The organism is Actinomadura sp. NPDC023710 (genome assembly GCF_040639875.1).
GTDB lineage: Bacteria > Actinomycetota > Actinomycetes > Streptosporangiales > Streptosporangiaceae > Spirillospora > Spirillospora citrea.
Genome location: NZ_JBFAGB010000004.1, coordinates 40,137 through 67,041, shown reverse-complemented (window position 1 = coordinate 67,041; position 26,905 = coordinate 40,137). Strand labels below are relative to the sequence as shown.

Annotated in this window: 26 protein-coding genes; 16 read left to right on the top strand and 10 right to left on the bottom strand. The window is 72.1% G+C overall.

Annotated elements, in window-relative coordinates; translation table 11 throughout:
* The first annotated feature begins 57 nt into the window (after positions 1-57).
* From AB0H37_RS05955 to AB0H37_RS05945, 3 genes are all read left to right on the top strand, one after another.
* A complete protein-coding gene (locus AB0H37_RS05955) occupies positions 58-1,203 on the top strand; it encodes a hypothetical protein (RefSeq protein ID WP_360611696.1) in 1,146 nt (381 codons plus the stop codon).
* A gap of 200 nt (positions 1,204-1,403) precedes the next feature.
* The gene (locus AB0H37_RS05950; protein ID WP_329096381.1) at positions 1,404-2,423 is read left to right on the top strand and encodes a chaplin family protein; all 1,020 of its coding nucleotides are present in this window, start codon (positions 1,404-1,406) and stop codon (positions 2,421-2,423) included.
* Between the two features lie 118 nt (positions 2,424-2,541).
* A complete protein-coding gene (locus AB0H37_RS05945; protein ID WP_360611695.1) occupies positions 2,542-3,102 on the top strand; it encodes a class E sortase in 561 nt (186 codons plus the stop codon).
* A gap of 156 nt (positions 3,103-3,258) precedes the next feature.
* On the opposite strand, the gene AB0H37_RS05940 is transcribed toward AB0H37_RS05945, so the two are convergent.
* The gene (locus tag AB0H37_RS05940) at positions 3,259-4,278 is read right to left on the bottom strand and encodes a matrixin family metalloprotease (RefSeq protein ID WP_329096377.1); all 1,020 of its coding nucleotides are present in this window, start codon (positions 4,276-4,278) and stop codon (positions 3,259-3,261) included.
* Positions 4,279-4,628: 350 nt separating this feature from the next.
* On the opposite strand from AB0H37_RS05940, the gene AB0H37_RS05935 reads away from it, so the two are divergent.
* The 5 genes from AB0H37_RS05935 (at position 4,629) to AB0H37_RS05915 (ending at position 10,504) form a co-directional block, all read left to right on the top strand.
* The gene (locus tag AB0H37_RS05935; RefSeq protein WP_360611694.1) at positions 4,629-5,660 is read left to right on the top strand and encodes a PRC and DUF2382 domain-containing protein; all 1,032 of its coding nucleotides are present in this window, start codon (positions 4,629-4,631) and stop codon (positions 5,658-5,660) included.
* Positions 5,661-6,151: 491 nt separating this feature from the next.
* Positions 6,152-8,080, top strand: a complete 1,929-nt coding sequence (locus tag AB0H37_RS05930) for a glycoside hydrolase family 3 N-terminal domain-containing protein (protein WP_360611693.1) — start codon at positions 6,152-6,154, stop codon at positions 8,078-8,080.
* Between the two features lie 203 nt (positions 8,081-8,283).
* Positions 8,284-9,120, top strand: a complete 837-nt coding sequence (locus AB0H37_RS05925) for a patatin-like phospholipase family protein (RefSeq protein WP_329096372.1) — start codon at positions 8,284-8,286, stop codon at positions 9,118-9,120.
* Position 9,121: 1 nt separating this feature from the next.
* Entirely contained in the window at positions 9,122-10,087 is a 966-nt protein-coding gene (locus tag AB0H37_RS05920) for a 1-acyl-sn-glycerol-3-phosphate acyltransferase (RefSeq protein ID WP_360611692.1), read from the top strand.
* 12 nt (positions 10,088-10,099) lie between these two features.
* Positions 10,100-10,504 (top strand): RNA-binding S4 domain-containing protein, encoded by a 405-nt coding sequence (locus AB0H37_RS05915; RefSeq protein WP_179831981.1) that lies wholly within the window; start codon positions 10,100-10,102, stop codon positions 10,502-10,504.
* Here the strand turns inward: AB0H37_RS05915 and AB0H37_RS05910 are convergent.
* The 3 genes from AB0H37_RS05910 to AB0H37_RS05900 all read right to left on the bottom strand — a co-directional run bounded on the left by AB0H37_RS05910 (position 10,501) and on the right by AB0H37_RS05900 (position 13,581).
* Positions 10,501-11,883, bottom strand: coding sequence for an MFS transporter (locus AB0H37_RS05910; RefSeq protein WP_360611691.1), 1,383 nt, complete (start codon positions 11,881-11,883; stop codon positions 10,501-10,503). The two genes, AB0H37_RS05915 and AB0H37_RS05910, sit on opposite strands and share 4 nt — an antisense overlap.
* 27 nt (positions 11,884-11,910) lie before the next feature.
* Positions 11,911-12,339 (bottom strand): hypothetical protein, encoded by a 429-nt coding sequence (locus AB0H37_RS05905; protein WP_179831983.1) that lies wholly within the window; start codon positions 12,337-12,339, stop codon positions 11,911-11,913.
* Positions 12,340-12,486: 147 nt separating this feature from the next.
* On the bottom strand, positions 12,487-13,581 hold the full coding sequence (locus AB0H37_RS05900) for a phospholipase D-like domain-containing protein (RefSeq protein WP_329096366.1): 1,095 nt from the start codon (positions 13,579-13,581) through the stop codon (positions 12,487-12,489).
* Positions 13,582-13,723: 142 nt separating this feature from the next.
* On the opposite strand from AB0H37_RS05900, the gene AB0H37_RS05895 reads away from it, so the two are divergent.
* Both AB0H37_RS05895 and AB0H37_RS05890 read left to right on the top strand, forming a co-directional pair.
* A complete protein-coding gene (locus AB0H37_RS05895; protein WP_179831985.1) occupies positions 13,724-14,299 on the top strand; it encodes a metalloregulator ArsR/SmtB family transcription factor in 576 nt (191 codons plus the stop codon).
* A 19-nt stretch (positions 14,300-14,318) separates the two neighbouring features.
* Positions 14,319-15,569: an MFS transporter gene (locus tag AB0H37_RS05890; protein ID WP_360611690.1), complete on the top strand. Its 1,251-nt coding sequence runs from the start codon at positions 14,319-14,321 to the stop codon at positions 15,567-15,569.
* 9 nt (positions 15,570-15,578) lie between these two features.
* Here the strand turns inward: AB0H37_RS05890 and AB0H37_RS05885 are convergent, their stop codons facing one another.
* The 3 genes from AB0H37_RS05885 to AB0H37_RS05875 all read right to left on the bottom strand — a co-directional run bounded on the left by AB0H37_RS05885 (position 15,579) and on the right by AB0H37_RS05875 (position 18,833).
* Complete coding sequence (locus AB0H37_RS05885) at positions 15,579-16,268, bottom strand: class I SAM-dependent methyltransferase (protein WP_329096360.1); 690 nt, start codon at positions 16,266-16,268, stop codon at positions 15,579-15,581.
* Positions 16,269-16,469: 201 nt separating this feature from the next.
* On the bottom strand, positions 16,470-17,093 hold the full coding sequence (locus AB0H37_RS05880) for a sugar transferase (protein ID WP_360611689.1): 624 nt from the start codon (positions 17,091-17,093) through the stop codon (positions 16,470-16,472).
* A gap of 237 nt (positions 17,094-17,330) precedes the next feature.
* A complete protein-coding gene (locus AB0H37_RS05875) occupies positions 17,331-18,833 on the bottom strand; it encodes an alpha/beta fold hydrolase (RefSeq protein WP_360611688.1) in 1,503 nt (500 codons plus the stop codon).
* Between the two features lie 259 nt (positions 18,834-19,092).
* Between AB0H37_RS05875 and AB0H37_RS05870 the strand changes: the two genes are divergently transcribed.
* Positions 19,093-20,361, top strand: coding sequence for a lipase (locus AB0H37_RS05870; RefSeq protein ID WP_360611687.1), 1,269 nt, complete (start codon positions 19,093-19,095; stop codon positions 20,359-20,361).
* A gap of 80 nt (positions 20,362-20,441) precedes the next feature.
* Here AB0H37_RS05870 and AB0H37_RS05865 read toward each other — a convergent pair whose 3' ends face one another.
* Complete coding sequence (locus AB0H37_RS05865; protein WP_360611686.1) at positions 20,442-21,185, bottom strand: class I SAM-dependent methyltransferase; 744 nt, start codon at positions 21,183-21,185, stop codon at positions 20,442-20,444.
* Positions 21,186-21,303: 118 nt separating this feature from the next.
* On the opposite strand from AB0H37_RS05865, the gene AB0H37_RS05860 reads away from it, so the two are divergent.
* Complete coding sequence (locus AB0H37_RS05860; RefSeq protein WP_329096350.1) at positions 21,304-22,239, top strand: helix-turn-helix domain-containing protein; 936 nt, start codon at positions 21,304-21,306, stop codon at positions 22,237-22,239.
* Between the two features lie 15 nt (positions 22,240-22,254).
* Here the strand turns inward: AB0H37_RS05860 and AB0H37_RS05855 are convergent, their stop codons facing one another.
* Positions 22,255-22,995: an SDR family oxidoreductase gene (locus AB0H37_RS05855; protein ID WP_360611685.1), complete on the bottom strand. Its 741-nt coding sequence runs from the start codon at positions 22,993-22,995 to the stop codon at positions 22,255-22,257.
* Between the two features lie 27 nt (positions 22,996-23,022).
* On the opposite strand from AB0H37_RS05855, the gene AB0H37_RS05850 reads away from it, so the two are divergent.
* The 4 genes from AB0H37_RS05850 to AB0H37_RS05835 all read left to right on the top strand — a co-directional run bounded on the left by AB0H37_RS05850 (position 23,023) and on the right by AB0H37_RS05835 (position 26,326).
* Positions 23,023-23,625, top strand: coding sequence for a TetR/AcrR family transcriptional regulator (locus tag AB0H37_RS05850; protein WP_360611684.1), 603 nt, complete (start codon positions 23,023-23,025; stop codon positions 23,623-23,625).
* A 111-nt stretch (positions 23,626-23,736) separates the two neighbouring features.
* On the top strand, positions 23,737-24,270 hold the full coding sequence (locus AB0H37_RS05845) for a hypothetical protein (RefSeq protein ID WP_329096345.1): 534 nt from the start codon (positions 23,737-23,739) through the stop codon (positions 24,268-24,270).
* Between the two features lie 148 nt (positions 24,271-24,418).
* The gene (locus AB0H37_RS05840) at positions 24,419-25,135 is read left to right on the top strand and encodes an AraC family transcriptional regulator (protein WP_360611683.1); all 717 of its coding nucleotides are present in this window, start codon (positions 24,419-24,421) and stop codon (positions 25,133-25,135) included.
* Between the two features lie 12 nt (positions 25,136-25,147).
* On the top strand, positions 25,148-26,326 hold the full coding sequence (locus tag AB0H37_RS05835) for a cytochrome P450 (protein WP_360611682.1): 1,179 nt from the start codon (positions 25,148-25,150) through the stop codon (positions 26,324-26,326).
* Positions 26,327-26,368: 42 nt separating this feature from the next.
* Here AB0H37_RS05835 and AB0H37_RS05830 read toward each other — a convergent pair whose 3' ends face one another.
* Positions 26,369-26,797, bottom strand: coding sequence for a hypothetical protein (locus tag AB0H37_RS05830; RefSeq protein ID WP_329096339.1), 429 nt, complete (start codon positions 26,795-26,797; stop codon positions 26,369-26,371).
* Positions 26,798-26,905: the final 108 nt, after the last annotated feature.

Sequence of the window (26,905 nt, the reverse complement as noted above, 5' to 3'; positions counted from 1 at the left end):
AACGACCGGGACCAGAAAGCGGCCTGAAGACGGCCGCGACGACGAGGGGAAGCGGCCGTGCACACCGAACCGATCCAGCGCGGGGCCGAGCGCCCGCAGGGTCGGCCGCGGCACGCCCTCCCCTCCGCTCTGGTGCGCATGGTCGCGATCGCGGGCCTCGTGTTCGCGGGATGGCTCACGCTCTCCGCGCTGACCCACTCCGCCTTCGCCGCCGAGCGGGCCGCACACCCCGCCGCCGGCCCGGGCGCCGCGCAGGACGACCACGGCCTGATCGGCCAGGCCCCGCGCGTCGCCAACCTGGACGCCGCGGCCGCACTCGACCACCTCACCGCCGACCACACCCGCCGGTCTCAGCCCGACGGGCAGATCCGTCACGACGGGCAGGCCCGTCACGACGGCCGGGTTCGCCATGAGGGGCTGGTCCGCCACGACGGCCGGATTCGTCACGACGGGCGGGTTCGCCATCACGGGCACGTTCGCCGTGACGGGCAGGGGCGGCGCTTCGAGTCTCCGGTCGGCGTCTCGGGAGCTCTTCCCGATGCCGTCCCGGGCTCTGTTCCAAGCGCGGTCCCCGGTTCTGTTCCCGACGTCGCCTCCGGCGGCGTGGGGGAGATCGGCGACCATCCCGTCCGCTACCTTCGGGCGCGGCAGCAGGATGTGCTCGATGGCAAGGACCGGGCCGTCCGCCAGGTGCGGGACGTGGCCGACGAGGCCGGTGTCCCGCACGTGGGGGTGTCCGACCTCCTTCAGGGGCGTCCCGTCATCGGAGGGCTCGTCCACCGGGTGACGGACCAGCAGCCGCTGCTGCCGGAGGGCGCGATGCCCGACGCCCGGCAGGGGCCGAAGGCGCGGCGCGGCGTCGACCGGGTACCGCCCGAGGCGGCGCCCGTCGCCAAGGCGCACACCAGGTCCGCCGCCGTCCCGCTCACGGTGGCCGCGGGCGGACCGGCGCACGAGAGCGCCGAGCCTTGCACGGGCTGCCGCGGCGACCACCGCACTCCCTCACCCGGGCCCGCGCTCCCGTCCGGTCAGGACGGCCCGCGCGGCGGCGGCTCGGGGGGCGGGCATCCGTTCGCCCCGATCGCCGATCTGCTGAACCGCCCCTACGCGGCGGCGCCGTCCGCCGCGGACCCGGGCACCTTCCGCCGTACGGCGCTGCGCGACGTGGCCGCGCCCGGCGGACCCTCCGTCGTCCCCGACTAGGAACCCCCGCCCGGCCGTGAACGGCCGGTTCACGGCGGCCGCGTGCGCGACGCACGCCGCCCGCCCTCACCTCGATCTTTCCCGGAAGGCAATGGCCGCGCCTGGCCGCTGCCAGTCCTGCGCCCACCTGGATGGTGCCGCGCAGCGATCACCACCGATCACCACCGATTCGCAAAGAACCGACAGGAGCACTACACATCATGCGTATCTGGTCCAGGAACACCGGCCGCGCCGCTCTGGTGGCCGCGAGCGCCCTCGCCGTCGGAACCGCCTTCGCCACCGCGGTTCCGGCCAACGCCGCCGAGTCCGCGTTCGGCGGCGGCCACGGCGGCGGCCGCGGCGTCGACATGACGAGCGCCGGCAACTTCGGGCTGCTGAACGGCACCCAGGTGTTCGCGCCGATCAGCATCCCCGTCAACGTCTGCGGCAACGCCGTCGCGGTCGCCGGGCTCTCGCGGGCCCAGTGCAAGGGCGGCGCGTCCGTCAAGGAGAGCGGCTACCGGCACGCCGGAGGCTCGGCCTACCGGACGGCCGGCGACTGGGACGGCGGCGGCTGGGGCGGCGACCACGGCGGCCGCGGCGTCGACATGACGAGCGCCGGCAACTTCGGGCTGCTGAACGGCACCCAGGTGTTCGCGCCGATCAGCATCCCCGTCGACGTCTGCGGCAACGCCGTCGGCGTGCTCGGCGCCGCGCAGGCCGCGTGCAAGGGCGGCGCGTCCGTCAAGCGGACCGGCGACCCCAAGGTGAAGATGACGAGCAAGGGCAACTTCGGCGCCGCGAACGGCACCCAGGCCTACATCCCGATCAAGGCCCCGATCAACGTGTGCGGCAACGCCGTCTCGCTGCTCGGCCTCGCGGAGGCGCAGTGCAAGGGCGGGGCGACCGTCGAGGAAGGGCACGGGCACAAGGAGCTGCCGCCCACCCTGCGGACGCCGAAGAAGAAGCCCTACAAGCCGTCCAAGCACCGTCCGGCCGCCAAGCACAAGAAGCTGCCCTCGACGATGCGCTCGGAAGGCTCCCGCATCGCGAACACCGCGCCGAAAACCGCCCCGAACTACCGCCGCGCGGACGCACTGCCGGCCGTCAAGGGGTTCGTGGACGGGCTCAGGAGGACCGTGAAGGTGCCCGGAGTCGACGTCAAGCCCGGTCAGATCGGCCCGAAGGTGCCCGCGGGCAAGGACGCGCCCGTCAACCTCGGCACTCCGATCCTGCACTGAGCAAGCGTCGGCCTGGATGACGATCCGCGGCCGACGAACGACGGAGAAGGGGCGGCAGACGTGCCGCCCCTTCCCATGTCACCGGTGTCAGCAGAGCCCCGATCGATGGAGGGGAACCATGCTCGACCGAAAGTCCCTGTTCGCGGCGGCTCTCGCCGCGTGCTGTGCCGTGCCCGTCATCGGCGTCGTGACCGGGGCGCATGCCGCTCCGGCGGTGGCCACCGCTCCGGCAGCGGTCACCGCGTCCCGGCCGCGGACCGGCGCGCTGATCGCGCAGATCCGGATCAAGCGGATGGGCCTGAAGATGGGCGTCAGGCAGGGTGTCAGCGAGGCGGTGCTGCGGCGCGGCGCCGGGCACTACCCGGGGACGGCGCTCCCCGGGCATGAGGGCAACGCCGTCCTGCTCGGCCACCGGACGACCTGGCGCGCCCCGTTCTACCAGCTCGACAGGATGCGGCGCGGCGACCGGATCGTCCTGCGGGTGGGCCGCAGATCCTACGTGTACCGGGTGCGGACCAAGCGCGTCATCGACCCCCGGGACCGGCGGGCATTGGAGCCGGTGCCGTTCAGGCGGGCCAGCGCGCCCCACGGCAGGTACCTCACGCTCGTCACCTGCACGCCCAGGGGTTCGGACCGGCACCGCCTCGTCGTGGTCGGCAAGATCGACCCCAAGCGCTGAGCCGAGCCGGCCCGCTCCGTGTTCGGCTTGCCCCGTGTTCGACCTGGTCCGTGTTCGACCTGCCCTGTGTCTGAACTTGCACCGGGTCTGAACTTGCACCGGGTCTGATTCCGCTCCGCGGCGGGACGCTGGGACGGCGCGTGCGGCTCGCGCCGCTCAGCGTCCGCCGTAGAGAGCGATCAGTCCGTCGTAGTCGCCCTTGCCGAGCGTGGCGGGGCCGTTGTCGCAGGACGCGAGGGACGGCGTCATCGTGAGCATGCGGTGCTCGGCGCCCTCGACGTGGGAGAGGCCGAAGACATGGCCCGCCTCGTGCGCCGCGACCGCCTCGGCGGAGTAGCTCCCGGACGGGCACGTCCCGCCGGTCCACCACCGCTTGCCCCGCGCCTGCACCGCCATGTCCGTCTCGACCGTCGTCGCGCCGGAGAACCACGAGCAGGTCGCCGCGAGGACCGGGGTCTCCGCGCTCGGCATGGCCAGCCAGCCGAACGTGTTGGCCCGGTCCCGGGTCCCGCAGGCGGCCGCGCCCGTCACGTTCGGGGGCCGGCTGCTCTGGCCCGCGTAGCGCCCGGTCACGTCCGGCGGGGGCGTGAAGCGTCCCGCGCCCGTGCAGTCGGTGCGGGCCTCGGCCATGGTGGCGATGCCCCTGGCGATGGGGTCCCTCGGCAGGCCGGCCGTCCCGGCGTAGTAGCTCCACTGGACGGCGGTGCCCTTCGGCCACTTGCTGGGCTGGGGACGGTACGCGCCGTCCTGGCACGCGTCCGCCGGCGCCCGGAACTGGCGCGGCCTGCCCTGCGGCACCCGGTCGCCGGACGTGCCGATGCTGATCTCGCCCGCCCGGGAGTCCACTCGGATGCGCAGCTCGGCGGCGCCGTCGGTGCGCAGCGCGTACGCGATCAGGCTGGTCCCGTCGGACGGGACCGTCGCCGTGAGCCCGTTCGCGCCGCGCACCGCCCGTCCGCGCAGGTCGCAGTCGGCGATCTTGATCTTCTGTGGCATCGCGCGGGCGGTGAGCGTCCCGCCGGGCTTGCACCAGGTGGGCGGACGCCGGACCGCGGTGGCACCGGCCCCCGTGAACGCCGTGCACGCCAGGGCGGCCGACACCGCCGCCGCCAGCGTGGCCGCCGCTGTCGCCGGCCCCGCCCATGGCCGCCGGGGCGTCCGAGAAAAGTCACGCATATCGGTTCTCCGATGTCTGGGAACGTCCTTCGCAGTCTTCGCGTGGAGCGGGGCGAGGAAAACCGTGCCCGGATAAAATGATCACCATATTGACAAAGGCGCCATTCGCAAATGAGCCGCTTGTGGGCTTATGTCGGAAAAGGGGGGCGGGGGTGACGGGGTGGTCGCCGTAAATATGTGGTAGATCGTCCCCCATAATCCTGCAAACGCGTTTATAGCGACCCTGTCCGGAAAAGCAGCAGGTAATGCGGCAACTCGGGATCAACTGAACACCGCTACCGAGTGGCGGGCTCCACCTCCCCCCGGCCCCCCGCCGTCCGGGAGCGTTCACGGAAGCGGAGGTGCTCAACGTGCAGACGCAGACACAGGTGCGGGAGCTCATGGGGATGAGCGTGACCGACACCCATGGGACGAAGGTCGGCACGGTCAAGCAGGTCTACCTCAACGACGACTCCGGTTCCCCGGAGTGGGTGACCGTGCACACCGGCTGGTTCGGGATGCGTGAGAGCTTCGTCCCGCTGTCCGGGGCCCACAAGGCAGAGGACGCGCTGCAGGTCCCGTACGACAAGGAGACCATCAAGGGCGCCCCGAACGTCGACGCCGACGAGCACCTGTCGCATGCGCAGATCGTGGACCTGTACCGGCATTACGGAGTGCGTCCCCCGGGCGGCCGCCGCACGGGCGGGGAGACGGAGACGGGCACGTCCGAGACGACCGAGAGCGCGGGCATGGCGGGCGCGGCAGGCACGGCCGCCGCCACGGGCACCACCGACACGAGTGAGACCACCGACACCCGGAGCACCGCCGAGACGAGGGGCACCACCGGAACGACCGGAACGACCGGGACCGCGGAGACGGCGGGCGCCGCCGGGATGGCCGTCCACCCCGAGCGAGGCAAGCGCGGCTCGGCCGGTGAGCGGGCCGCCGGGCGGTCCATGCCGCCCCAGTCGGCGCGCGAGGGCGCCGAGGCGCCGATGACCGAGATCACCCGGTCCGAGGAGCAGATGCGCATCGGCACCGAGCGGCACGAGGCCGGCCGCGTTCGGGTGCGCAAGTGGATCGAGACCGAGATGGTCGAGCAGACGATCCCGGTCTCGCACGAGGAGATCCGGATCGACCGCGAGCCCATCGCCGGCGGCCGTCCGGACCCGCAGGTGACCATCGCCGAGGCGGACCAGGAGATCATTCTCTACGAGGAGCGTCCGGTCATCTCCAAGGAGACCGTGCCGGTCGAGCGCGTCCGGCTCCGCACCGAGCAGGTGCAGGACGAGCAGACCGTCCGCGGCGAGCTCCGCAAGGAGCGGATCGAGGTCACGCGCGACGACGGCGCCCGCGGTCCCCGCCGCGAGGAGCGCGGAGAGGGCGGCGGTCCCTCCGCGTGACCTGATTTCGAGCCACCCCGGATGGCGGATCGTCCCGCCGGTCGATGCTCACCCGCCGGCCGGCGGGGCACCCGCTCCGGCGTGCCTGCCGGGGGCGTGACTGCCGGGGTAGGGCCCCGCGCGAACGCTGGATGGCCGGGTGTGGCCAACGGGGCAGGAGTTGCGGCACGTTCCGGCGGGTGCGGGCGCCCCGAGCGCACAGCGGCCGGGCGGGTGGGGCATGCGCGCCCCCCACCCGCCCGACCGGCTTTGTTCGATCCATGATTCAACTTGTGAATTTAGTCTCCGTCAAGCCCTCTTCCATGATTTCCACAAGGCCGCGGCCGGGCTGGTGAAGATCCATTGACAGCCGCCCGGCGGCGGGGGAGGTTCCAGGTGACGTCGCCGGCGCAGGGGTCATGGCCGTCCGGGCGAGCCAGGACCCCGGCGTCCGGCCGAGCGCGGTCCGCCGGGCCGCAGGGCGTCCTTCGGAGCGACCCAGGAGGGACGAGTTGCCACACTCCCGCAGACGTGCCATCGCCACCCGGATCGGGCGATCACTGGTCGCGCTCGCGACCGTCGCCGCCCTTCCGTCGGCCCTCGCGGCGCAGTCCGCCGCCGCCGACGGCCCCCGGCAGGCCCCGTACCTGAACCCGCGGCTGCCCGTGGCGGACCGGGTGAAGGACCTGCTCGGCCGCATGACCCCGCAAGAGAAGATCGGCCAGATGGCGCAGGCCGAGCGCGGCGCCATCGACGGCGACCGCGACCAGATCACGAAGCTGGCCCTCGGGTCGGTGCTGTCCGGCGGCGGATCGACGCCCGCCGACAACACCCCCGCGGGCTGGGCGGACATGGTCGACGCCTACCAGTCCAAGGCGCTGGCGACCCGCCTGAAGATCCCGCTCCTGTACGGCGTCGACTCGGTGCACGGCCACAACAACCTCGTCGGCGCCACCGTCTTCCCGCACAACATCGCGATGGGCGCGACCCGCGATCCCGGCCTCGTCCGCCGGGAGGAACAGATCACGGCCATCGAGACGAAGGCGACCGGACCCCAGTGGGTGTTCGCCCCCTGCGTCTGCGTCACCCGTGACCTGCGGTGGGGACGCGCCTACGAGAGCTTCGGCGAGGACCCGCGCCTGGTCGTTCAGATGGAGACCGGCCTGGAGGGCTTCGAGGGACGGCGCGGGAGCGACCTCGCCACGAACCGCCACGTCCTGGCGACGGCCAAGCACTTCGCCGGTGACGGCGACACGGTGTTCGGCTCGTCCACCAGCGGCACGTACACCATCGACCAGGGCGTCACCGTCACCGACCGCGAGCACTTCGCGGCGGTCGACCTGGCCCCCTACGTCGTGGCGGTCGAGAAGTACGGCGTCGGCAGCATCATGCCGTCGTTCTCCAGCGTGGACTGGAAGGAGGACGGCGTCGGCAACCCGGTCAAGATGAGCGCGCACAAGGAGCTGCTGACCGACGTCCTCAAGAAGAAGATCGGGTTCGACGGCTTCCTCATCAGCGACTGGGAGGCGATCCACCAGATCCCGGGCGACTACGCCACGCAGGTCCGCACGTCGGTGAACGCCGGCATGGACATGTTCATGGAGCCCTACAGCACTCCGCAGTTCGTCCAGACGCTGCTGGCGGAGGTGCAGGCGGGCCGCGTCCCGATGTCGCGGATCGACGACGCGGTCGCCCGCATCCTGAAGGCCAAGTTCGAGCTCGGCCTGTTCGAGCACCCCTACACCGACCGCGGCAACGCCGGGACGATCGGGTCGCCCGAGCACCGCGCGGTCGCCCGCGAGGCCGTCGCCAAGTCGCAGGTCCTGCTGAAGAACTCCGGGAACGCGCTGCCGCTGCGCAGGAACCAGCGCATCTACGTGGCCGGCGCCAACGCCGACGACATCGGCAACCAGGCCGGCGGCTGGACGGTCACCTGGCAGGGCTCGTCCGGCGACATCATCCCGGGCACGACGATCCTGGACGGCATCAGGCAGAACTCCTCCCAGGTCACCTACAGCCAGGACGCCTCGGCGCCGACGGCCGGCAACGACGTCGGCATCGTGGTGGTCGGCGAGAAGCCGTACGCCGAGGGCGTCGGCGACGTCGGCAACGGCCACACGCTGAACCTGTCCGACGCCGACAAGGCCGCCGTCGACAAGGTCTGCTCGGCCATCAGGACCTGCGTCGTCCTGGACGTCGCGGGACGCCCGCAGATCGTCACCGACCAGCTGGCGAAGACGGACGCGTTCGTCATGTCCTGGCTGCCCGGCAGCGAGGGCGCCGGTGTCGCGGACGTCCTGTTCGGCAGGCGCGCCTTCACCGGCAGGCTCCCGGTGACCTGGCCGCGCGCCGAGGCGCAGGAGCCGATCAACGTCGGCGACCGGGACTACCGGCCGCTGTTCCCCTACGGCTACGGCCTGAAGACCCGCGTCCACCACTGACCCGCGTCCACCACTGACCCGCTTCCAGCACCCACCGGCGTCCGGCGCCGGGGGCCGGTCGCCCGCCCCACCCCCAGGGCGCCCGGCCCCCTCGGCGGATGCCCGCAGGTCATGGGCCCGCCCGTTCCGGGTCCGGTTTATCCCTCGTCCCCTGGGTGAAGCTGCATCCAGCGCCCGACGGGCGGAGTGCGAAGGGAGACCGGGTGGAACGGGAGCCGCGGACGGCGTTCGTCCTCGGGGGCGGAGGCGTGCTCGGCGCGCACGAGGTCGGCATGCTCCGGGCGCTGCGGGAGACCGGCGTCCGTCCCGACCTCGTCGTAGGGACCTCGATCGGCGCGCTCAACGGCGTGTTCGTCGCGGCCGGGCCGGACGCGGCGGTCGAGCGGCTCACCAGCCTGTGGTCGGACGAGTCCGTCCGCGACGTGTTCGGCTCGCCCGTCCTCGCCCGGCTGTGGAGGCTCGCCCGGTCCGGCACGCACCTGCACTCGGCCGAGCCGCTGCGCCGCATGCTGGACGAGCTGCTCCCCGTCCCGTCGTTCGAGGACCTGGAGGTCCCGTTCCAGTGCGTCGCCGCCGGCATCGAGACGGCGATGGCGCACTGGTTCACCGAGGGCCCGCTGATCCCGGCGGTGCTCGCCTCGTCGGCCGCGCCGGGGCTGCTGCCGCCGGTCCGGGTGGGGGAGCGGCACTTCTACGACGGCGGCCTCGTGCACAGCATCCCGGTCAGCCGGGCCGTGATGCTCGGCGCCACCGACATCTACGTCCTGCACGTCGGCCGGATCGAGCGCGCCCTCGCGCCGCCGCGCTGGCCCTGGGAGGTCGGCCTCGTCGCCTTCGAGATCGCGCGCCGGCACCGCTTCTTCGAGGAGATGGCGAACCTCCCGGAGGGCCTGAACGTCCACGTCCTGCCCGCCGGGGCCAGGACGCAGAAGGCAGGAGTCGACCTCACCCAGGTCCGCTACAGGAACGCGTCCGGAATCCAGGCTCACATCGAGCGCGCCTATCAGGCATCTTTGAAATACCTCAAAGAGCGAGCGTGAGATGCTGCCACCCCGTTTCGTGCGCCGCCTGGTGTGCACGCCACTGCTGTTCGTCCTGACCCTTCTGGTCGTGGTGCTGTTCCCGGTCGGCTACGTGGTGACGTCCCTGGCCGGACGCGAGCGAAAGCGGGCCCTGCGCCTGCTCTGGTTCACCCTCACGTGGGGGACGCGGGAGACGGCGGCCGTCCTGGAATGCCTCTGGCTGTGGCTCCGGCGCCGCACCCGCGACGACCGGCACTACGACATCATCCGCCGCTACGTCGGCGCCCTCTACGCGTCCGCGGAGCGCCGGCTCGGCCTGCGCGTCGAGGTGGACGGCACCTGGGACGGCTCCGGCGGCGACCGTCCCCTGATCGTGCTCAGCCGGCACGCCGGGCCGGGCGACGCGCTGCTGATCGTCCACCACCTGCTGACCGAGTACCGGCGCCGCCCCCGGGTGGTCATGAAGGCGCTGCTCCAGCTCGACCCCTGCATCGACATCGCCGCCAACCGGGTGCCGAACGTGTTCGTCACCCCGGGCGGCGCCGCCGGCGCCGTCGGCCGGCTCGCCGACGGACTCGGCCCCGGCGAGGCGCTGCTGATCTTCCCCGAGGGCGGCAACTTCTCCCCGGAGCGCCGCCGCCGCGCGATCCGCCGGCTGGCCCGGATGCGCCGCGCGGACGAGGCGACCCGCGCCGCCGCCATGCGCAACGTGATGCCCCCGCGCCCCGGCGGCGTGCTGGCCGCGCTCGACTCCGCCCCGTCCGCCGACGTGGTGTTCGTCGCGCACTGCGGGCTGGACCACATGGCCACGGCCGGGGACATCTGGCGGCGCGTCCCGCTGACCGGGCCCGTCCGCGCCCGCTGGTGGCGCGTGCCCGCCGAGGACATTCCCGGCGACCGCGACGCCCGCGTCAGCTGGCTCTACGAGAACTGGGAGCGCGCGGACGCGTGGATCAGCACGCAGCGGGTGCCCGCGCCGAAGTGACATCATGGACGCATGGGCGATGAGGGGTCCGTGCGGGTCGATCTGTGGATCTGGTCCGTGCGGCTGCTGAAGACCCGCTCGATGGCGACGACCGCGTGCCGGGCGGGCCACGTCCGCGTGAACGACGAGCGCGCCAAGCCGTCCACCGCGGTCAAGCCGGGGGACGTCGTCCGGCTCCGCCATGACGGGCGGGAGCGGATCGTCGTGGTGCAGAAGATCGTCCGCAAGCGGGTCTCCGCGCCCGCCGCCCAGGAGTGCCTGATCGACAAGAGCCCGCCCCCGCCGCCGCGCGAGGCGCTCATCCCGATCGGCCGCCGCGAGCGCGGCGCGGGCCGTCCCACCAAGCGCGACCGCCGCGAGCTCGAGCGCGTCCTGGACCGCTACCGCGTCCTGAACGACCCGCCGAAGGACGACTAGGAGCCCCTGGCGTAGCGGCGCTCGGACTCCAGCGCCGACGCGACGTCCCGCGGGTAGGCGCGCCGCGCCCTGAGCAGCAGCAGGCCGTTGGCCAGCAGCGGGATCAGCGCCAGCAGGAACACCCGGTCCAGGCCGACGCCCGCCGCCCGGCCCGCCCCGAGCACCCCCGACAGCCAGCCGAACAGCACCGGCGCCACCGCCTCCCCGGACATGCGCACGATCGTCCGGATGGCCTCCGCGCGCCCCCACAGCCGGAAGTGGACGACGTCCAGCCGCACCGCGTCCAGCGGCGGGTTCGCCGCGGCCAGCGCGGCGGCGCCGAGCGTGAGCAGCGGCAGCGCGATCAGCGCCCGGTCGGTGAGCAGCGCGGGCAGGAACAGCAGCGCCGACGCGGCGAACGCCGCGGCCGGCACGCCGACCCGCGCGGTCACCTTCCCGCCGCGCAGGAGCCGGTCGGCCAGCCGCCCGCCGATCAGCACCCCGGCGAGCGCGGCCGCCCCGACGACCGGCACGAACGCCGACAGCCCGCCCCGCCCGACCGCGTACCGCTCCAGAACGAAGACCATCGCGAACGTGCGCAGCCCGGCGAAGAAGAAGTAGCCCATCGCGGACGCCAGGATGATGATCACGTTCGTGCGGATGGCGAGCACGTACCGGGCGGCCTGCGGCAGCGTCATCCGCTCGGGGTCCTCGGTCAGGACGTTGCGCGGGTCCGGCCGCACGCCCGCCTCGCCCACCTGCCGCTGCGCGAGCTCCTCCCCGCCCCGTCCGCCGGAGGTCGCCCGCGCGCCGCGCGCCGGCTCGGGCAGCATCCTCCACAACAGCACGGCCAGCACGAACCCCAGCAGCGCGACGAACCAGAACGAGACCCGCCAGCTCGCGAAGGCGGCGATGTTGCCGCCCGCCAGCAGCCCGAACCCGACCCCGACCAGCTCCCCGGCGAGGATGCGCCCGTACGTCGCGGCCCGCTCCTCGGGCGGGAACAGGTCCCCGATCAGGGACGCCACCGTGGGCCCCGCCGTCGCCGTCACCGCGCCCAGCGCCACCCGGGAGGCCAGCAGCCATTCGTAGGACTCCGCCAGCCCCCCGACGGCCATCGCGACGCTCCACAGCACCACGCTGCCCGCGAGCAGCGGCACCCGCCGCACCCGGTCGGTGAGCTGCCCCACCGGCACCGTCGCGACCGCGCCGACCGCCGCCGGCGCGGCCGTCAGCACCCCGACCTGCGTGTTGCCGATGTGCAGTGAGCTGCGCAGCTCGTGGACGATCGCGCCGATGACCCCGGTGTCCGCCGCGTTCAGCGCGAGGACGCAGCCCATCAGCACCACGACGCGCGCCTGGCGCCTCACACCCAGCCGGTCCGCCGGTGCGGCGCCCACCCGCTGTCCGCGTCCCGCGCCCGGGCGTCAGTCTCCGCGTGCGCCCGGGGGCGGGGCGATGAGCGCGTACATCAGCAGGATGCACAGCGCGATGGTGAGCACCGACCAGAGGGGGAACGCGGCCAGGAACGCGAGGTGCCCGATGGCGGCGAGGAACGCGAACAACACGCCGACCACCCGCGCCCACATCTTCCCGGTGAGGATTCCGACACCGACGACGATCTGCAGGGCGCCGAGGACGAGCCAGTACCAGCCCCAGGCGGTGAAGTCGAAGACCAGGATCTGGTTGGAGTTCGCGACGTAGTAGCTGTCCTTGAACAGGGCCACCACCCCGTCGATGACGTTGAAAGCACCCACCACGATGGAGAGCACCCCCGCGAAGGTGAGCCATCCGGAGATTCGGTAGCCCTGGCTTGTCGAGGCCGATCGGCCCCCGTAGGACATCCTCGTCGTCATGAGACCTCCCGATCGAACTGCATGTTCATGTCGATAAGTCCCCTTTGACGCGTATTGGGCAAACCATGCCGCCTATGCATTTGACGTCCCGTTGAGGCAAATGTGGCAGCGCTGTGCCCGTGGCCGTCCGCCCTGCCGCCCACCCGCCTACGCGGGCTCCGCCAGTTCGGTGATGACGCGCTCGATCTCCTTGAGCGCGTAGGCGGCGATGGCCCGCTGGCCGGTCTCGGCGTCCTCGCGGGTCTCCTCCAGGTCGCCCAGCACGATGATGTTCTCGTCGTTCAGCGTCGTCGCGGGCGCGGTGTAGTTGAAGCTGCCGGCGATCACCAGCCGCTCGTCCACGACCATCAGCTTGTGGTGCACCTTCCGTACCCCGGTGCCCCGCCTGTTCGCGAACAGCTCCACCCCGGCGGCCTTCAGCGGCTCGGTCGCGGCCCAGGCCTGGACGCCCTGCCCGTGGTCCAGCACGCCGCGGATCCGCATCGACGGCGCGAGCCGGATCATGGTGTCGTCGATGCCGGACGAGCGGGCGAAGGTGAACATCGCGAAGTCCACGCTCGCCGACGCCTTCAGCATCTGCTTCATGATCTCCATCTCGGGCCCGTGCCGGGGCGCGAACAGCGGCTTCACCCGGACCCGGCCCAGCCGGAACTCCGCGGGACGCGCCTCGACCCGCTCGTGCAGCGCCCCGAACGTCCCCGACCGCATCCGCAGGAACTCCTCCAGGTAGAGGGACGCGGCCCGCTGGCCCCGCAGCACCACCACGTGGTTGAGGTTGTTGCCCGCCTTCTGCGTCCCCGCCGGGTTCTTGCCAGTGTCGGTGAGCGTGAAGTTCGCCGAGCCGGTCAGAACCGCCGCCGTCGACTCGCCGTCGTCCCGCACGACGAACTTCTGGTGGAAGATCGCCGGGTTCAGGTCGGTGATGAGATCCACCCCCGCGCGCAGCAGCGCCGCGTAGATGAGCCGGTTCTCCTCGTTGGACCCGGCCGCCGCCCACGGGTCCGCGGCGGGCCGCTCCTCCCGCAGGTAGTCCCCCTCCAGGATGATCTGCACCCGCACACCCGCCGCCCGCGCGGCGAGGATCGCGTCCGTGACCGCCCGGGAGTCCAGCTCCTGGACCGCGATCCGCAGCGTGTGCCGCGCCCCGCCGATGAACTCCCGGATCACCGCGTCCAGATCGTCGGGCCCGCCCAGCGCCGTCGGACCCGCGTGCAACTCGATTCCGCCCACCCGTACCGGCATGACGCCCCCCAACCCGCGACCGCCCTCGCTGCCAGCATTCCCCGGCCGCCCGGCTTCGACCAGCCCCGACATGGCCACCATCGGCTGGCGCACTATACAAGAGCTATTGCGCAATGGTTCTTGTGCATGTGACGATGGCCGCATGACCGACCCGAACGGCGCGCCCAAGGTGACCGACTCCCGAGTGCTGGCTGCGATGTCGCACCCGCTCCGCCGGCGCCTCCTGGACGTCCTCAAGGTCTACGGCCCGTCCACCGCGAGCGCCCTCGCCGACCGGACCGACCAGGCCGTGGCCAACATCAGCCACCACCTGAAGGTGCTCGCCGCCGCGGGTCTGATCACGGAGGCGCCGGAACTCGCCAGAGACCGCCGCGAACGCTGGTGGCGGCTCGCGGCACCGGAGCTGCGCTGGGTCACCGGCGACTTCGACGACGACCCGTCCCGCCAGGCGGTGGCCGGCGCGGCCGTCTCGCTCGGCCTCGATCGGCAGATCGGCCTGGTCCGCGCCTGGCATGCCGTCCGGGAGCAGCGGGAGGAATGGAACGGGGCGGCCTTCTCCGTCGACAGGTGGCTGCACCTGACGCCCGCCGAACTCGGCGAGCTGGAGCAGGAGATCCTCGCGCTGCTCGAACGGTGGGAGCGGCGGGACGTCCCGGACGACGGGCAGGCCCGCGAGCCCGTCTTCCTGTTCGCCCACGGCGTCCCGGCCGAACCGTGACCACCGCCCCGGCCGGACCGTGACCGTCACCGCCCCGGCGCGCGGCGGCCTGCGCCGGCACCGCGACTTCCGCCTGCTCTGGATCGGCCAGGCCACCGGCAGGCTGGGCAGCAGCGTCACCAGCGTGGCCCTCCCGCTGGTCGCGGTCTCCACCCTCGACGCGAGCACCCTCCAGGTGGCGCTGCTCTCGGCCGCGGCCTGGGCGCCCTGGCTGCTCGTCGGCCTTCCGGCGGGCGCCTGGGTGGACCGCCTGCCGCGCCGGCCGGTGATGCTCGCCTGCGACCTGCTGGCCCTGCTGCTCTTCCTCAGCGTCCCGGCCGCCGCCTGGCTCGACCGGCTGACCCTCGCCCACCTGGCGGCCGTCGCGCTGGGCGCCGGCGGCGCGAGCGTGTTCTTCCAGACCGCCTACCAGGTGTACCTGCCGTCCCTGCTGGACCGCGACGAACTGGCCGAGGGCAACGCCAGAGTGCAGGCGACCGAGGCCGCCGCCCAGGTCGGCGGCCCCGGTCTGGCAGGTCTGGTCACCCAGCTCGCGGGCGCGGTGAACGCGCTCCTCCTGGACGCGGCCGGTTATCTCGTCTCGGCCGCGTGCCTGCTGGCGATCCGGACACGCGAGCCTCACCCCGCGCGCGTCCGGCGCGGGACGCTGCGCCAGGAGATCGCCGAGGGCCTCCGCTTCGTGGCCCGCGACCCCTACCTGCGGGTGCTGACCCTGTTCTCGGCCGCCAGCAACATCTGCCTGTTCGGGTACCAGTCGATCCTGGTCGTGTTCCTCGTCCGCGAGGTCGGCGTCACCCCGGGCATGGTCGGCGCCCTCGCCGCCGCGACCAGCCTGGGCGCCGTGCTCGGCGCCGCCGCGGCGCCCGTCCCGTCCCGCCGCTTCGGCTCGGCCCGCACCCTGCTCGCCGCCGAGATCGGCGCCGCGCCGTTCGGCCTGCTGATCCCCCTCGCCGCACCGGGAGCGGGGCTCCTTCCGGCCTTCGCCGGCGGGTTCGTCATCGCCGCGGGTGTCGCGGCGGGCAACGTCCTCAAGGGAACCTTCCGGCAGACCTACAGCCCCCGCCCGCTGCTCGGCCGGATCACCGTGAGCATGCAACTGGTCGGCTACGGCACCATCCCCCTGGGCGCCCTGGCGGGCGGCACTCTGGGCACGGCGCTGGGCGTACGGCCCGCCATGTGGATCACCACGAGCGCGCTGGCCCTCACCGGCACGACCCTCCTGGCAGGCCCTTTCCGCCACAATCGGGACCTTCCGGCCCACCCCGGCTGAGCGCGGACCTCAGTCTTGCGACTCGGGCCTGCGCGCCAGCACGAGCCGCCCGCGCGGACTGCCGTCCTCACGCGTGCCCAGAGCCGCCAAAGGGACGGTCGTCACGGTGAATCCGGCAGCTGCCAGATCGCTCCTGAGCGCGTGCAGCGGACAGGTCCGGTAGTACATGACGAACGGAGGACGCCACACCGCGTTCCTGACCCGCATGACCGCGTCGAACCCGAGCAGTGCCCAGTACAGGCGGGACGCGATGGGCGGCGGCGCCCCGACCGGAAAAGCGAAGAGCCCGCCGGGGCGTAGCGAGCGGTGAACCCCGGCGAAGAGCGCGGGCCGCTCGCCGGGCAGCAGGTGCCCGAGTGCTCCGAAGGTGACCGCGAGGTCGAAGGCCCCGTCGAACGGCAGGGCCCGGACGTCCGCCCGGACCCACTCGGCCTCCGGGTGCGCCTGCCGCGCCTGCGCCAGCATCCCCGCGCTGAAGTCGACCCCCGTGACGCGCCCCTCGCACAGAGGACCGAGCACCCGCATGCCCGCGCCCGTTCCGCAGCACACGTCCAGCCCCCGACCGAACGGCCCGTACGGCCGCAGCGACTCCGCGGTCGCATCAAGAACCCGGTCGGGCGTCCGAAAGGGCGTGCCGTCGAACTTCGGAGCCAGCAGGTCGTACCCGCGCTCGACCGACGACAGCGCCTGAACCGCCAACTCCCGCAGAGAAGGCCCTTGCCCGGAGAACACGTCCCAACCCTACTTCCGGCCCGTCACCCGAGCGGGCCCTCGGCGGCGCCGTCCGGGGGAGGGAACCGGGCGATGCGGGTGTACCGGCGTCCCCGGCCGGCACGGGGGCGAACAGATGGGGGAGGGCCCGGCCGGCGGCCAGGCCCTCCCTTTCTGACGCCCGGCGACCTACGAAGCGCGGCTGACGAAGGACCAGCCGATCTTCGCCGTGTCACCGAGGATTCTCAGGTCCCGTTCCAGGCAGGCGCAGTGCGCGTCCTCGATGTCGCACTCCGACCGCCGGAGCAGGAACGCTTCGCTCTGCGGTTCCAGGCCGATGCTCTCGTTCCCGAACGTGCTGTACATGCCGGGCCGGCCGATGGTCGACGCCCAGTCCCACTCCCTGTACATGGAAGAGGGCAGGACTTCCCTCATCAGCTGCCGGTCGAACTGCAGCAGGGGACGCGGGTTGGCCATCGCCATGTGACCGCGGAGCACGTGGTACACCTCCAGGAACTGGTCGAAGGTGCCCTTGCGCAGGACTTTCCCAGGGCGGGTCGCCCGAGGGTCGTCGGAGCCGCGACTCGCGTCCATCCCTCGGCCGTCCTGCATCGTCCGGACGTGAAGGAGCCTGAACGGGACGCCGTCCCTGCCGATCCGCCACTGCCGGAAGACCGGCGCACGGCCGTCCGCCAGGAACATCAGCGATGCTCCGACGGCGGCCGTCGGCACGTACACCGGGGAGAGCGCTGTGGCGATCAGCAGATCCAGCGCCCTCTTCTCGGAGCTGAGAGTCCAGGCGGGTCCGGTCAACTTCGCTCCGGGGAGATCCGAGATCGCGTCCCGGATCGCCCCGAGCCTCTGCTGCTGGATATGCAGCGTTTCTTGTTCTTTCATTTCGTTTGTGGGCACAGGGTCAAGGTGCCCCCTCCTTGCCCCTTACCGTGTCGCTGGGCCGACGGAGAGCCACCATTCCGGTCCGTCAGTGCACGCGTTCCGGACGACCGAACACACCGAAGCCGCGCCGTCGGTTCACGGAATCCGAGCCCGTCAGGGCCGTACGGGGGCGGGAGGGATGCCGGCCAGGCAGGAGGTGCCGGGGACTCGCAGGCCGCGGATGAAGCCGGTCTGGATCGCGGCCACGCAGCCGCTGGGCTCCTGCTCGGCCACGTGACCGACGTTGGGCACCTCCACCACCGTGGCGCGGCGGAACTGACGTGCGGCCTGCCGTCCCATGGCGGTCGGGGTGTTGGCGTCCAGGTCACCGGAGACGACCAGCACCGGGACGTCGGGGAACGGCCCGCTGGTCCGCTGCACCGGGCCGCGGCGGTCGGGCCAGCGAACGCATGCGTCGCCCTGGTCGTAGCTCATGCTGGTCCAGGCCGTCTTTCCGAACGGCCAGTAGGTCCGCTCGGGCAGTGCCGCGCGCCCGGCGGAGAACTGCCGGAGCCGGGCGGCGACCGGTGCCCTGCGGTTCCACAGCGTCGGGTAGTCGTTGCACATCACGGCCGCGGCCAGTTCGGGATTGAAAGGCTGCTGCTCTTCCCGGCGGAGCGCCGACCCGTTCAGCGGTGCCACCTGCCGGGCGGCGTCGACCAGCGCCGTGGTGTCGCCTTGCAGAGCATCGCGGACCATCGCGGGAATGTCGCCGATCCCGGCGGGGGCCGACTTGGCCGAGGCGTAGACGATCGCGGCCAGGGCGGTGTCGTCCAGCAGGCGCTGCGGGCCGTCCAGCGTGTAGGGGATCGGCCTCGCGCGCAGCCGCTGGGCGAGCCGCGCGACATCCCGCAGGACCTGGTCACCGTCGCAGGCGCCCGCGCTGCGCCCGCACATCAGCCGCAGCGCTCGGCGGGCGGCGCTCGCGTTGGGACGTGCCCACATGTCGAAGTCGAGCGGGTAGGCGCTGGAGAGCACCACGGAGCGCACCCGGCCGGGATGCCGCTGCGCGTAGACGGTCATGAGGTAGGTGCCGTAGGACTCTCCGAGCAGGTCCAGCCGCCCGATCCGCAGCTTGGCGCGGACGGCGTCGATGTCGTCGGCGGTCTCGGCCGAGGTGTAGCCGCGCGCGCGAGCCCCCAGCGCCCGACCGCACTCGCCGATCGCCCGTACGAACCCGTCACGGGTCGCGGGCAGTGAACCGAGGGCTCCGCAGGTGACCGGACCGGAGCGGTTCACCCCGCGCGGATCGACCAGCAGCAGGTCGTGGTCCTCCAACAGGCCGCCGAACATCTTCGCGTACCGGGAGGCGGACGCGATCGCGGAATCGCCGGGGCCCCCGGGATTGATCGTCACCGTTCCCTCGGCAGGTCGGGACGTGTCGCGGTGCCCGACCAACACGTAGGCCACCGTGGTGCCGCCGAGCTCGGGACGAGCCCGCACCAGCGGCACCTGGACCGTTCCGCACACCGCACGGGCCACCGGCACGCAACCCGCGCCGCTCTGCGGCGTCGGCTGCGGAGTCCCGGCTCCCGCCGGGCCGGCGGCCATGCCGCCCGCCGCGACCACGGCGAGCGCGGCCGCCAGCATTCCCACCGTCCTGGAGATCAGTTGCATGCACGGAGCATGATCGACGGGTGATCGACCACGCATCGTCCTGCAAGGGGAACCCGCCGCCCCTACCCGAGAGGGATGCAACCGGCGCCAGGTCGCCGCCTGAGCGCCCGGCCAAGGCCTTCGCCGCGGCGGTCGTGCCGACCCGGAGACCGCTTCAGGGTTGTCCCGGGTCTTACCCTGAGCCAGTGCCGGCGGCCTGTCATCGGCGTTCCCGCGATGTCAGTCTCAGGCAATGATCTCCAACGCGGATTCCAGCCCAGTGAGGCACCGTTCGGTACGGCTCCGGGCGGCGGTGGCCGCCGCCGGGACCCTCGGGCTCGTGTTCGCCGCCGCGGGAGTGGCCGTCGCGAAAGGGGACGCTCCTGCGGGGAAGACCGCTCTCGCCTCGTCCGGGCAGCGGAACGGCCGCGTCCAGCTGGCCTTGCCGGAGCCGACCGGTCCGCACCGGATCGGAACGACGTCCCTGCACCTGGTCGACCGTTCCCGCAAGGACCCGTGGCTTTCACGTTCGTCACCGCGCGAGTTGATGATCAGTGTGTGGTATCCGGCCGCGAGAACCCGCGGAGAGCGCCGCGCCCCCTGGCTTCCGCCGAAGTCGGCGGCGCTCTACAAGAAGCAGACCAGCCAGAGCCTCGGAACATCGCTCGACAACGTCGACCTTCCGCTGACCCACGCCTACCAGGACGCGCCCGCCGCCGGTCCACGCCCGCGCAGCCATCCGGTGGTGCTCTTCTCCCCTGGATTCGCCGGGATGCGCCAGTTCAACACGGCGCTGGTCGAGGACCTGGCCAGCCGGGGCTACGTGGTCGTCACCATCGACCACACTTACGAGGCCTCGTTCGTGGAGTTCCCCGGTGGCCGGCTGGAGCTCGGGAAGCAGCCGCCCGAGCCGTCCGACGCCGAGCACGCCAAGTCGCTGAGGGTCCGCCAGGCCGACACGAGGTTCGTCCTCAACGCACTCGCGAAGCTGGACGCCGGAAAGAATCCCGACGCCGAACACCGCAGGCTGCCCCGCGGTTTGCGGAGGACTCTGGATCTGTCGAGGACCGGCATGTTCGGGCACTCGGTCGGCGGCGACACGGCGGCCGAGATCATGGCGGAGGACCGCCGTGTCCGCGCCGGCGTCGACCTGGACGGCAGCATCAACGGGCCCGCCGCCGCCACCGGACTCGACCGTCCGTTCATGCTGATGGGCAGCCCCACCCACGGCCGCTTCAACGACTCGACCTGGACGGAGTTCTGGTCGAACCTGCGGGGCTGGCGCCTCGACCTCCGGCTGAGCGGCGCCGCCCACCAGACCTACACCGACATGCCCCCGCTCGTGCGGCAACTCGAGAAGGCCGTGCCGCTCCCACCCGAGGTGATCGCGAGGCTGGACTCCACCTTCGGCACGATCCCCGCGGACCGGGCCATCGCCGCCCAGCGCGCCTACCTGACCGCGTTCTTCGACCTTCACCTGCGGCACCGTGACGGCCACCTGCTGTCCGGCCCGTCCCCGAGGTTCCCCGAGATCACCTTCGTCCCCTGACCCGGACCGCGAGCCCGGCGCCCCGGTTCGCCGACGTCTGAGGCGGTCCGCCCTCGTCCGAAACATCGAGGACGTGCGTGTCAGCTCAAAGGGCGGGTCGCCTGCACGAAGGTGACCCGGCCGAACCTTCGGAGGGCGTGCGCGACCTCCCGGACGTCGTCGAACCCGGCCGCGGCGAGCAGCGCGATGACGCCGTCGCCATGGTCGTGGGACATGACGTGGTCGTGCGCCGGCCGGGCCCGCCTGAGGCGGGGCAGGTGCCGGAGGACGTGGGCGAGGCCGCGGCCGTGGCCATGCGTGGAGTGGTCGGCGCCCCCGACATGGGACGAGGGGCCGCCGAAGTCGACGATGGTGACCGTTCCTCCAGGTCGAAGGGCACGCAGCGCGTCGCGCGCGAACGCGCTCCGACCGTCGTCATCGAGGTGGTGCAGGGCCAACGACGAGACCACATGGTCGAGCGAGGCGTCCTGGGCGGGGATCCGGTCGGCGTATCCCTGAACGAGGGTGAGATCGACGCCGCGGCGGCGCGCCTTGCGGGCGGCCCTGCGCAGGGCGTCCGCATCGGGGTCGAGGCCGGTCACCCGCGCGGCGGGCTGGGCCGCGAGCACGGCGAGCGACAGGTTCCCCGTGCCGCAGCCGACGTCGACCACCGCCTGGCGAGGCTCGATACCGGCGAGTCCGACCGCCCGCTCGTGCAGTGCCCGGACGCCGGCCACCCCGGAGAAGACGTCATAGAACGGGAGGAGCCAGGTCTTGCCCGCGCCGGGCAGGAACGGGCGGTCCCGCTCCTCCGGGGTGCGCTGGTCGAGGATGCGAACGTCCATGGGTGCCCCTCCAGAGATTCGGTGGCGGTCTGCCGTGAAGAGTCCTCACAGGCCTGCCGTCGTCACCTCCGAGTCTTGGACATTCCGCGGCTACCGAGCAGGACATACGTTGGGAGTCATGGGACATTCTTCGGTCAGCGCCTCGCCGGGCTCCCAGTCGAGGCTGCGCACGGTTCGGCTCGACGGGACGCCCGTCTACCGCTACCAGCAGCGCCCCGGCCTGCCTCCCATCTCGGTGACCCGCCTCGACACCGAAACCGCCCACGCCGACCTGCCGCCGGACCACCGGCACGCCCACGACTTCCTCGTCCTCGTCTACGTCGAGGAAGGCGCGGGCTCGGTCGTCATCGGCGGCGCCGAACGGCCGCTGCGCGCCGGAGAGGTCCACGCCGTGTCGCCCGGGCAGGTCATCGGCGTCGCGGACGTCACCGAACTCGCCCACAGCCGCGCGTGGTCGGTGGCGTTCACTCCGGACGCCGTCCCCGCCCTGGCCTCGGTCTCCCCGTTGACCTGGACGCACCACCCCCTCCTCGCTCTGTTCGCGCCCGGCGCCGGGCACGGCCGGGTCGCCGAACCCGACCGGGCGACCTGGTCGGCGCTGCTGACGGACCTGGCCGAGGAACTCGCCGACCCAGGCCGTCTCGGGGCCCGCGAGGCCATCGCCGCCACGCTCACCCGCCTCCTCGTCGCGGCCGCGCGACTGGCACCCTCCGCTCCCGGCGCGCCGGACCCGCTCGTCGAGCAGGTCTTCGCCGAGATCGAGGCGACGTTCCGCGAGCCGGTCTCCGCCGCGGACGTCGCCCGCACGCTCGGCTACACGCCCGGACACCTCACGACTGTGCTCCGCCGGCGCACCGGCCGTCCCCTCCTCGAATGGATCACCGAACGGCGCATGATCGAAGTCCGGCGGATGCTGCGCGAGACCGACCTGCCCCTCGACGCCGTGGCCGCCCGAACCGGACTGCGCGACGCCACCTATCTCGTCCGCCGCTTCCGCAACCGCTACGGCACCACCCCGCAGCGATGGCGCCGCGCCGAGCGAGCATGGCCATGACACGAACCGAACGGCTCAGCCCTGGCGGGTCGGTCGAATGGTCAGGTCCCCGATCTCGACGTCGTCCGGCTGGTCGATCGCGAAGGCGATCGCCCGAGCCACCGCCATGGGGTCGATACCGAGGTCGGCCATGTTCTGCCTGGCCTGCTCCCGCACGGCCGGATCGTCGACGGCGTTGTCGATGAGTTCGGTGCGGACGTAGCCGGGGGAGATCGACGTGGTCCGCAGGACCCCGTCGGTGCTCTCCTGGCGCAGGCCCTCAAGAAGGGTTCGTACCGCGTTCTTCGTCCCGGCGTACACCGCCTGGGTGGGGACGATCTTCAGGCCGGACGTCGAGACGACGGTGACCAGGTGGCCGCCGCCCTGGCGGCGGAACACCGGCAGGGCCGCGGCGATCCCGTGCAGGATCCCCTTGACGTTCACGTCGACCATCGCCGACCAGCCCTCGACGTCCAGGTCGGCCACGGAGCCGATCCGGCTGACCCCGGCGTTGCCCACCAGGACGTCCAGACGACCGAAGCGCTCGACGGCGAGGGCGACGAGCGACTGCAGGTCCTCGGGGCGGGTGACGTCCACCCGCGTGGCGGCCGCCGCGCCGCCGGCGGCCTCGATCTCGGCGACCAACCGGTCCAGCCGCTCGGTGCGGCGGGCGCCGAGCACGACGGCCGCACCGAGCGAGGCGAGGTGGCGAGCCGTCGCCTCACCGATTCCGCTGCTGGCGCCGGTGATGGCGATGACCTTGCCGTGAGTGGTCATGAGGAACCTCCGCCTAGAATGGGACACATGTCCGGTTATACCGACGACCTTAGCGGACACGTGTCCGCTTCCGTCCAGAGCGGCGGGACGCGGCGTGCGGACGCACAGCGCAACCGGGAGCGAATCCTTCAGGCCGCACGCGATCTCGTGCGCGGGCCGGGGGAGTTGAAGCTCAACGCCGTCGCGAAGGCCTGCGGCATCGGGCAGGGCACCCTCTACCGGCACTTCCCCACACGCGAGGACCTCCTCGCCGAGGTGTACCGCCATGAAGTGGAGGACCTCGTAGCCGCCGCTCCGCGTCTCCTGGCGACCCACCGGCCGCTGGAGGCGCTGGCGGCGTGGTTCGATCGGGTGGCCGCCTACGCCCGGGTCAAGCGCGACGTGTTCGCCGCCGTCGAGGCCGCGACGTGGCGTGACCTCGCCGCCCACAGCCTCGGCCCGATCGGTGAGGCGGTGGAGCAGCTGCTGGCCGCCGGCCGATCGGCCGGCACCGTCCGCGCCGACGCCGAAGCCCGCGACGTCATCGTGCTCATCAGCTGGTTGTCGCGGCTGGACGACGCCGAACTCGACGCACGAGGACCGCGCCTGCTGTCGATCCTCGTCGACGGTCTCCGAGCAGAGCACCCCTGAGCGTCATCTCGAAGAGGCGATGCCCAGGGAACAGCGGGCCGAGGTCTGCGATCCTGTCCGATCGCTCGACGCTCGCGTCCGTGTCCGACCGTTCCAAGATCAGGAGAGTTCATGGCGTACCCGTTCGATCCGGAGCAGCCGCTGCCCGACCCGCTGACCCCGGACGCGGCCGCCCGTGTCCGCGACGAGCGCCGGGAACTGCTGCCGACCTGGGCCGAAGCGAGTCGCGAACTGGTCGTCCACCTGGGCCAGCTCTCCCGTTGGAACCCGCCCGAGATCCTCCTCGAACACCCGAGCCACGGCCTCACGCACATGAGCACGATCTGCGCCTCCGAGGACCTCACCCCGTTCGAGATGATCGGCTACAAGCCCTTCGACCTGCTCCTGACCGCGTACTGCGCCGAGTACATGTTCAGCGACGTCGGCGGCGAATGGGTGCTCGACGAGGACCCGGAATCCCCCACCTTCGCCCGGTTTCTCATGGGTGAGCACGACGCAGCCCATCCGAACGCGACGGTGGACGTCTACGCCGCCGTGACCACATTCCTGAACGAGCCCAAGGGACGCGACCTGAAAAAGCTCCTGGAGTCACTCCAAGACGCCATGGGCGCTCCGGCAGGCGTCCACGACACCTCCTACCCCTGACGTAGGCACCGGCCCCCGGCGCATCCAAGCAGGACGCCGATACGCCGATCGGGGCGTCCCGCCAAGCCGACTGTCAGGGTCTTCTTCAAAAGGAGCCGCACTGCGTTAATCGTTGGCCTCTCGGGTGCCGGGCGGGTTGACTGCACCTGTGACCGAGCTGCCCGTCCCCGCCGACCTGGCCCGCCTCGTGGTCGGGTGCTGGATCGTGGGTGGCGCTGCGGCGCCCCGAGCACTACCGCAGCCCGCCGTCGACCTGCTGGTGATGCCGGACGGGCGGTGCCGGCTGGCCGGGCCGGAGAGACGTTGCCGGCAGGGGCCGCTGCCCAAGGGCGGAGCACTGGTCGGGGTGCGGTTGCGACCGGGCACCGTGACCGGGTTGTTCGGAGTGGCGGCCGACGAGGTGCCGCTGGCCGGGGCACCCATCGAGGTCGGGCGCCTGCCGGGGACGGCGCAGGCACGGCTTGCGGGCGCGCTGGCGCTGGTACGGGCGCGGGCGGGGCAGTGCCGCGTCGACGAACGGGTGCGCAAGGTGGTGGCGTTCATGCACGCGGCACCGGGCGCTCCTGTGGCCCGGCACGCGGCTGAGGTGGGATTGTCCGAACGGCAGTTGCGGCGCCGGTTCGTGGTCGCCGTCGGGCTCCGGCCCAAGGCCTACATCCGGGTGGTCCGACTGCACGAGGCACTGGCCGCCGCGCAGTCTGCACTGGCTCGGGGCGAACCTCCGCAGTGGGCCAATATCGCGGCAAGTAGTGGCTTTTACGACCAATCGCACCTGCTCGCCGAGTTCCGGGAAGCGGTGGGTGTGCCGCCGAACACGTTGCTGCGCGATGTCCGTTTTCTCCAAGCTTCGCCAGACCCAGGATGACACGCTCGCGGCATGGGCAATGAGGTCGTCGAGAAGATCCTCGACTGGCACCGAGAAACCGCGCGGCACGGTCTTGCCGGCGACGGCATGCGTTACCTGGAAGGTTTGGGCGCCTGGGCTGTACACGGCCACGCCGAAGTCAAGCAGGTACTGACCGACTATCAGGTGTTCTCCTCCGACGAACTGCGTTACAGCGCGCGACCCGTGCCGCACCGGAACAACCCGGTCCTGGGCAGCCTCGCCGCGATCGACCCACCGCGACACCACCTGCTGCGCAAGCTCGTCAGCCGGGCCTTCACTCCTCGCGCGGTTCAGACGCTGCTGCCCTGGATCACCGACACGGTGCGGGCCCAACTGACCGAAGTGGACGGTGAGCTGGACGTGATCGGCCGGCTCGGCCACCCACTGCCGGTGCGTACCATCGCCGCGCTGCTCGGCATCGAGCCCGCCCGGCAGCCGGACTTCGTGCGCTGGACCGAGGCGATCACCTCCTTCGCCGGCGCGTTCGCCCAGGACCCGGCACGGCAGGCGGCGTTCCGAACCGCTCGGACCGAGCTGACCGAGTACTTCCACGAGGCGTTCGCAGATCGTCGCACCCGCCCCCGGGACGACATCATCAGTGTCCTCCTGGCCGCCGAACCGGACGGCACCCGGCTCACCGACGACGAGCTGCTCAACTTCTGCACCCTGCTGCTCATCAACGGCCACGAGACCACCAGGACGCTGCTGGTCAACACCGTGCTGTGCCTGACGGCCCACCCGGACGCGCTGGCCGCACTGCGCGCGAACCCCGATCTGGTGCCCAGCGCCATCGAGGAGGTCCTGCGGTTTCTCCCGCCGACCGGTGGCACCGACCGGTTCACCACCGTCCCAACGAGCATCGCCGGACACGCGATCGAGTCCGGCCAGCGGGTGATCACCATGATCCTCTCCGCCAACCGAGACCCCAGAGTGTTCACCGAGCCGAACCGATTCCGGCCGGACCGCGCTCCAGGCCACCACCTGTCCTTCGGCCACGGCGTGCACTTCTGCCTTGGCGCGCACCTGGCCCGCCATCAGGTCGCGATCGCGATATGCGGGCTGCTGCACCGGCTGCCCGGTCCGTGGTCGGTGAGCCGGATCGACACCGCCCGCACACCGGTCGGCATCGACGTACTCGACCTCGCGCTGGCCGGCCCGAGCAACTCCTGAAACGGACTTGCCATCAGATCACGGCGAGAACAGAAGTAGTCGCTACCAACGCCGCTCGACGGTGCCCTCGGTCGCGACACGCGCCTTGGGGAGAGTGCGGAGCTTGACCCGCCGGCCACGCCGTCGAACTCGGGCAAGACGTCCCTCATCGGCCCGTGCGTCGTCCTCCAGTCGGAGACGCCGCTGCAATCTGCTCTCGACCCAATCTCCCAACGGCAGGCCGGGCTCCTTGCGCCATGTCTTCGGCCGCCGACGTGCCAGACGCTCCTCAACCTCGACCGCCTTCCCCATGTCGGGACTGCCCGCGGCTTCCTGAAGAAGCTGATGAAGGCGATGACGGTTGGCACGATTGGGAAATCGCTTGTTCAGCCGAACCGCGTTCCTGGAACTTTTATCGTTCTCCGCGTACGCGTTGCGACGGTCCTTGGCGTAACTGAGCTGCTTCTTCTCCTGGGGGCTCCTGCTCTTCATACCGCCTTACCTTCTCCTGCGACCTCCGGGGGGCTACTAGGAGCGCACTGTACGTGGACGAAAGGTGCCGCCCAAGCCAATTACGCACAAGGTCCCGGCAACCAGCGA